Raw genomic sequence first — 7,133 nt, forward strand, 5'->3', positions numbered from 1 at the left:
CATATAAAAAAAGGATGCATAAAAAAATTACCTCCGTGTAATTTTTTTATGGCCAAGTTTTTGGTGTTACCAAAAACTTGCAAATTCATGCGTCCTGCATGCCGCTAACGCGGAGTTAAAAAAGGAGGATTTTTTTATGAAAAAAATCGTAAGTGCAGTTGCTTTGGCTTCTTTGGTTGCCGGGGCATTTGCAGCTGATTTCACATTCAAGTCAGAAATCAAATATCAGATGAATGCTCTTGAGTATGCTTCTGGTAAAGATGGAACTTTGACGGCTTTTGCTACGCAGAACGGTGTGAATGCTGGAACTGTGGCTAAAGGAAATGTCGAAAAAAACTACGGCACAAAAGACACTTTCCAGATTAATGCGAAAGGAGAAAATGTCGCAATCAATGGTAAGTTTGATGCGACTGCAGAAAAAGTCACTGTGAATACGGCGAACGCAGTAGTAACTTTGGGCAACGCGAACATCACTTTCGGTCGCTTCGAATCACGATTCGCTAACCGAGTCACGACAGATCAGAACGACCTCTCTCTGATTGAGCAGAACTACACTACCGATGCTGGAGTGTGGAATAAAGGTGGTTCAAAGAAAAATGCAAATGACAAAGGTATCACGGTGAACACATGGGGATACGATGCGGTTATTGGTAACAAAAAGCTCGGTATCAACCCGAACCTCGGATTGAACTCAATAGCCGGTATCGATGCGGACAATGTCTCTTGTGTTTCGGGAAACAAGACTGACAGCGTTGCGTTCGACTACACAATCGCCGAGTCACTCCCTGGAAAACTGCTTTTGAAAGCAGTTGTGAAGTCAAAAATTGCAACATGGGCTTCTGACAGCGATGATGCGGAAAAAAGCACTCGAAACAACTCGGCTTATTCTTTTGAGGCGGCTTTCACACACGATGCCTTCACTGCAGACTTCGTAACAAACCTTGATGATGACAATGTTGGTTCATGGGGCTTGTATATCAGCCCGAAAGTTGTTGACGCTCTCACTGCAACGCTCGGCTTCACCTATGCTTGGGATGAGACAACGGCAGTCAAAGCAAATACTGAGAATGCTGGCGACCCATCTAAGTATTGGGCAATCGATGCTCGTGCCCGCTATGCTTTCACAGACGAATTTGCGGCTGGAATTTACACGAATGTCACAAACTTCAAAGAAGGCAAAGCAGACGCTTACAATGCTCTTGACATCGTGTTGAACGCAAACTACAAAATCAACGACTTGGCTAAAGTCTTCGTTGAAGGCGAGTATGCTTCAATTTTGGATTCAGATGTCCAGAAATATATTCAGCCGACAAGTGTTGCCGCACAGGCTGGCGTTATTCTCACACCTGCTAAGGGTGCGACAATCACAACTGGCGTTCGTGGCGTGTTCGGTGGAATCGGTGCTGACAGCTCTATCAAAGACAACTACGGAACAAACATTCTTATTCCAGTTTCTTTCAAGACTGCACTCTAATCCAAGCTTAGCGTAAGGCAAAAGGCTCGTCCGTTTTGGGCGAGCCTTTTTTTGCGGCGGTTTTAATTCAAATAGTCTTTCAGCCTGAAAATCTGGTACAGCGGCAAACTCTGAATCCTCGTGCCGTTCTCCTCCGTGCAGCCTACATTCTTCAAGGAAAATTTGACTGCAAGTGCGGGCTTGTGCTTTGTGCAGAACAGGCGCAGGCTTTTTGCCCGTGTGTTTTCTGAGGATTTAACTTCGATTGGGATGATTTTTCCTCCCGCCTCCAGAAGAAAATCCAGCTCTGCCGTGTTGCCCGACCGCCAAAAATACGGAAAAAATCCCGCCGCCCTCAGCTCGCTCATGACGAAATTTTCTGTGAGTGCGCCCTTGAACCGGATAAAGTCGTCGCCGCCGTCAAGAATCATCTTATAGTAAATGCCAGACCGCTTTCGGAGCAATCCGACATCCGCCATGTAGATTTTGAAGTGCGCCTCATTCGCCATGAACGAAAGCGGCTGCTCGGGATTTTCGACCAGCGGGAGCTTGTAAACCAGCGAAGAATTTATCAGCCATTCCAAAGAGTCCTCAAGTTCCTTGGAACGAGCGCCCTCCCGAACATGCGAGAACACGAATTTGTTGTTTTCTTTTGCAAGCTGAACAGGCACGGACTGCCAGATAAGGCGTATCCGCGGCACTTCAGCGATAGGTGCGTGCTTGGCGAAATCATCGGCATAGTCGCGAAGAATATTCTGTTGAACCTTCTCGACCTCCTCAAAACTGTGCGTGTCACACCAAGTCTGGACGGCTTCGGGCATCCCCCCGATTATGTAGTAAAGTTTGAGGTATTTTTCCATTTGGCTCGTGTAGATTTCGGGAAGCTCTCGGTTCAAATCGAATTTTGCCCCCGATTTTATGAGATTTTCGCCGCCATCCGCCTGAACGAATTCATCGAAAGTCATCGGATACATCATGAGCCTGTCGACTTTGCCGACCGGAAACGAAAAGCCTTCCGAAATTCCCGCCAAAGCAACGCCGAGAAGTGAGCCTGCCGCAATCACATGCAGCTCGGGAAGATTCTCGCAAAAATATTTTAAAGCCGTAATCGCGCGGGGGCAAGTCTGGATTTCATCAAAAATTACAAGCGTTTTACCCGGGACAATCTCGCGACCGAGAACGATTGAACCGAGTTCGTCCAAGATTCGCTCCACATTGAAATCATGCTCGAAGAGTGAAGAAAGCGACTCGGTTTCCTCAAAATTGAAATAAGCCGTGTCCTCGAAATGCTCCGCGCCGAACGATTTTAGGATAAATGTCTTGCCGCACTGGCGAACCCCCGTGACGACCAAAGGCTTGCGTTTGGGCTTGTTTTTCCATTTTAGTAGCGAAGAAATGACATTCCGTTTCATAAAAATTCCTCTTTCGTGTTTATTTTGCAATAAGTTTAACATTTTTCATATAAAAAATGCAAACAATTTAAGCAAAATTCGCATGAAAAAAAGCGAAATCTATATCTTTTTCATAGAAATTTCGCATTTTTCCGTTTCCCGCCCCCCCAGAAATGTCGGAATTGTACTATTAAATTTAAACCTTGGTTTGTTTTTCCATATAAAAAAAGGAGGATTTTTTTATGAAAAAAATCGTAAGTGCAGCAATTGTTGCTTCAGTTATGGCTGGAAGTCTTTTCGCTGCAGATGCAAAAATTACATTGAACGCTCGTTCACACTACACACCATATGAGAAGTCTTTTGTAAAAGATAATAGCACTGCCGAAAACGACACTCAGAAAATTTCTCAGTTCGCTAAGTCAAGTGACGCGATGGACATCGAGATTAATAACGACTATGCAGGTGCTCATATCGGTTTGGCTCTTAATGGAGGAGAGGGAACAGTAGCAGTTGATACCAAATACTACGGTTGGATGAACTTTGGTAATGCCAAAGTGACAGCCGGTGTTTTTGAGAGTGTCTTCACAAAAAGACAGAACACGACAATCAATGAGGAAGGTCTTACCGATGATGGAAACATCAAAAACTACGGTCTCTCAAAGATTCTTGCAATCACGACCGGTGCTGGTGCAACAAATGCAAGCGGCGCTTCTTTCATGGTAGACGCAAACAATATCGGTGCCAACTGTGGTGACCGCGTATGGTCTGGAATCTTCGACTACACATTCGCTGATGTTGCAGGCGGAAAGCTCCTTCTCAAGGCTGCCATAGTTGACTCGGTAACTGCTGCTGGTAAAAGCGGAAAAAATGAGGCAACGAACGCATATCGTACCGACACAACCGACGACACAACAACGACTGTCGGAACAGGCTTCGCATTCGACGCTGCTTTGCAGAGAGAGGATTTCTCTGTTGAGGGCATGGTCAGAACATCCGGCTACTACAACATCGCAACAGGCGTTTACTTCACAGCAAGCAAGCTCATTCCTGACACAACAGCAGTTCTCGGCTTCACTTATGGCTCACAGTCAAAGAAAAACGATGGCAAAGCACTCGCTGGAACAACGGCTGTGAATGGAGCATATAACGCTTATGCAATCGACTGGCGATTCGTCAACAAGTCAATCGACAAAGTTACATTGGTCTTGAACGGCAAATACGAGTCTCTCACAGCAAAAACAGATGATGCCAAAGCTGAGACAGGTTTGTATGTTGTTGGTGAAATTGGATACGCTCTCAGCGACCTCATCGATCTCGGATTCGATGCTGGTATCTATATGTGCGACCTTGATGATGAGGACAAGTCAGACAAAGGTGAGAACTATTTCCAGATTCGACCGAGCGTAGGAATTAAGGCTGGCAAAGGTGCTAAAATCACTGCTGCTTTGAACTACAAACAGCTTTTGAACACTGGAGACATTGCAGACACAGCAACTACTGAAATCCGAAAAATCTCTGTTCCGGTTATCTTCCGTGTTAAGATGTAATTTGGCTTAGTGTAAAGCACTTTCCCCGCCTTGCCGCTGCAGGGCGGGGATTTTTTTTGTCTTTATCAAAGAAATTTCCCTGCTGCGTTGCCGAAAAGGCGCAAATTTTCCAAATAAGAGGGCAGGAGGAAAATTTGCATGGAAAGAAGAAAGACAAAGACATGGGAGGAACTAACATTTGCGGACAACTTCCTGTTCTGCAAGATTCTTGAGAGCGAGCCGGAGCTGTGCAGACAGATTCTTGAACTGCTCTTGGGCATAAAGATTAACAGGCTTGAGGTTCCCCAGTCCGAGAAAACGATGCGCGAGTTCTCGGAGACAAAGGGCGTCCGCTTTGATGTCTACACGAGGGACGATGACAGGATTTTTGACATCGAGATGCAGACCACGAGCTCAAGCAACCTGCCGAAAAGGGCGCGCTATTACCAGAGCGTCATAGACATGGACAACCTGCAGAGGGGGGAGAGCTACAGGACGCTTAAAGACTCCTATATCATCTTCCTCTGTCTCGATGACATCTTTGGCAAGGGGCTGCCCGTTTATTTTTTCGAGAACGCCTGCCAGCAGGACCAGAGCCTGAAGCTGGACGACCGCGCCTACAAAGTCTTTTTCAACGCGGAGGACTGTGATAAAATGGAGAGCGAGGATATGAGGGACTTTTTCATGTTCCTCAGGGGCAGGCCGGCGGTTTCCCAGCTGTCGAAAAGCATCGGGGAGAAAGTGGCCTTCGCCAAGAGAAACATAGACTGGAGGAGGTTCTATATGACTTGGGAGCAGGAAATCAAGTTTCAGCGTTTTGACGCAAAAGAGGAGGGCAAAATCGAAGCCTCCCGCGAGAACGCAAGGAATGCCCTTTCTATGGGACTCACTGCCGAGCAGACTTCACAAATCACATCACTTCCCCTAGATGAAGTGCTTGCGCTTAAGGAAGAACTCGCCCATTAGCGCTTTCTCTTCCGGCGCAGACATGCCGAAAAGCGGCATTCCACGCCCCTCACCGGCAAAAAACGCAAAAAAAAGGCTCGCCCAAAACGGACGAGCCTTTTGCTTTAGCCTAACTCAGAATTAGAGAGAGCATTTGAAAGAAACTGGAATTACGATGTTTGTTCCGTAGAACTTGCTGTAATCCGTTTCTTCACCGCTGTCATAAAGGTCAACTTTGCCAGCTCCGATTCCTGAGAATACGCCGCGTACGCCAGTTGTGATTGTCGCGCCCTTAGCAGGAGTAAGGATAACACCAGCCTGTGCGACAACATCAGCACCGAGAACCTTGCTCAAGTCAGAGTCGAAAGATTGCTGTGCGAATTCACCCTCAACAAAGAACTTAGCCACATCGTTGAGTTTGTAGTTTGCGTTGACAACGACATCCAAAGCCATCTGAGCACCTTTATCGAGAGTGTCTTTGAGGAACTGAACTTTGTAGCTTGTCAAGTTAGAGTAAATACCGAAAGCAAGAGCATCGTTCACAGCATAGCGAGCACGAGCATCGATTGCCCAGTATGTGTCATCCTGTGCATAATCAAGTGTTGCTGCATTGGCAGCGGAGTCGTTTCCTGCAACAGGAAGACCGAGCAAAGTGACGATTTTTGAAACTTTCGCTCCACTACCGGGGATTGTTGTTTGTGTCCAGCCAGTATTCTCATCATAGGTTATAGTGTCCACATTAGTAGCAGCTGCTTTTGCGAGAGATGATGATGTATATGTTGATTTGTCCCACGCATAAGTGAAGCCGAGAGTTGCCGTAAGTCCGTCAACGGCGGTCGGGCTTACATACAAACCGAATGAACCGACATTGTCTTTGTCAAGGTTTACAACAGAGTCTGCCGTGAACTGCTCGTGTGTGAACGCTGCCTCAAAGCTGAACCCTGAGTTTGTTGTGGTAGTTTTTGTGCCGTCGTCATTTGAGCCTTCCCATGCCTTGGCGCTTGTTTTTGCGACTGCTTTCAAGAGAAGTTTTCCAGGGAGAACATCTGCAATCGTGTAGTCGATTGCGAAAGCGTTTGCCTTTGAACCCTGTAAGCCAGCAACCTGATCAGCATCGACACCAGCCTTTGACCACAAACCGAGGTTCGGGTTGATACCGAGTTTCTTCGCGCCGCCAATCTGTGATGTACCCCATCCGTAAATATATTTACCCGCAGTATAATCGACCCCATCGTATGCACCGGCAGTCTGAACATAACTTGATGGAGCAATAGCATATCTCTTTGCACCGTAGTTCTGCTCAATCAAAGAAAGGTCGTTCTGGTCGTTTGTGACACGGTTAGCGAAGCGAGATTCAAAGTAACCAGCCGTAATGTTTGCATTGCCCCAAGCAACTGCCGCAGAAGCAGTATTGACAACTGTAGAAGAAGCTGTGGCATCAAACTTTCCGTTGATTTTAACATTGTCTTGTTTGAGGTTAATTTGGAAAGTATCCTTTGTAGTTGCCTGAGTTGCGAAAATGTTTTCGTCAGCATCTTCACCACTATGAATCTCAGCCGCAACTGGCTGATACTTAATTTCTGATTTTACAGTCAAGTCAGCAGCGAAAGCACCAAAGGCAACGCTAGCCAAAGCAACTGCACTTACGATTTTTTTCATAAAAAAATCCTCCTTTTTTAACTCCGCGTTAGCGGCATGCAGGACGCATGAATTTGCAAGTTTTTGGTAACACCAAAAACTTGGCCATAAAAAAATTACACGGAGGTAATTTTTTTATGCATCCTTTTTTTATATGGAAAAACAAACCAAGGTTTAAAT

General features: G+C 46.1%; 5 protein-coding genes. 3 read left to right on the forward strand and 2 right to left on the reverse strand.

The annotated features are described in order from the left end of the window. Positions 1-136: 136 nt before the first annotated feature. Positions 137-1,474 (forward strand): hypothetical protein, encoded by a 1,338-nt coding sequence (locus B2089_RS08925; protein ID WP_296324506.1) that lies wholly within the window; start codon positions 137-139, stop codon positions 1,472-1,474. Between the two features lie 62 nt (positions 1,475-1,536). Here the strand turns inward: B2089_RS08925 and B2089_RS08930 are convergent, their stop codons facing one another. Beyond that, entirely contained in the window at positions 1,537-2,865 is a 1,329-nt protein-coding gene (locus B2089_RS08930; RefSeq protein ID WP_296324503.1) for an ATP-binding protein, read from the reverse strand. 221 nt (positions 2,866-3,086) lie between these two features. On the opposite strand from B2089_RS08930, the gene B2089_RS08935 reads away from it, so the two are divergent. Then, a complete protein-coding gene (locus B2089_RS08935; protein WP_296686836.1) occupies positions 3,087-4,391 on the forward strand; it encodes a hypothetical protein in 1,305 nt (434 codons plus the stop codon). Positions 4,392-4,529: 138 nt separating this feature from the next. Further along, the gene (locus tag B2089_RS08940; protein ID WP_296686839.1) at positions 4,530-5,336 is read left to right on the forward strand and encodes an Rpn family recombination-promoting nuclease/putative transposase; all 807 of its coding nucleotides are present in this window, start codon (positions 4,530-4,532) and stop codon (positions 5,334-5,336) included. A 120-nt stretch (positions 5,337-5,456) separates the two neighbouring features. Here the strand turns inward: B2089_RS08940 and B2089_RS08945 are convergent, their stop codons facing one another. Beyond that, complete coding sequence (locus tag B2089_RS08945; RefSeq protein ID WP_296686841.1) at positions 5,457-6,974, reverse strand: hypothetical protein; 1,518 nt, start codon at positions 6,972-6,974, stop codon at positions 5,457-5,459. Positions 6,975-7,133 lie beyond the last annotated feature (159 nt).

It is taken from the genome of Treponema sp. UBA3813, from assembly GCA_002368605.1.
GTDB lineage: Bacteria > Spirochaetota > Spirochaetia > Treponematales > Treponemataceae > Treponema_D.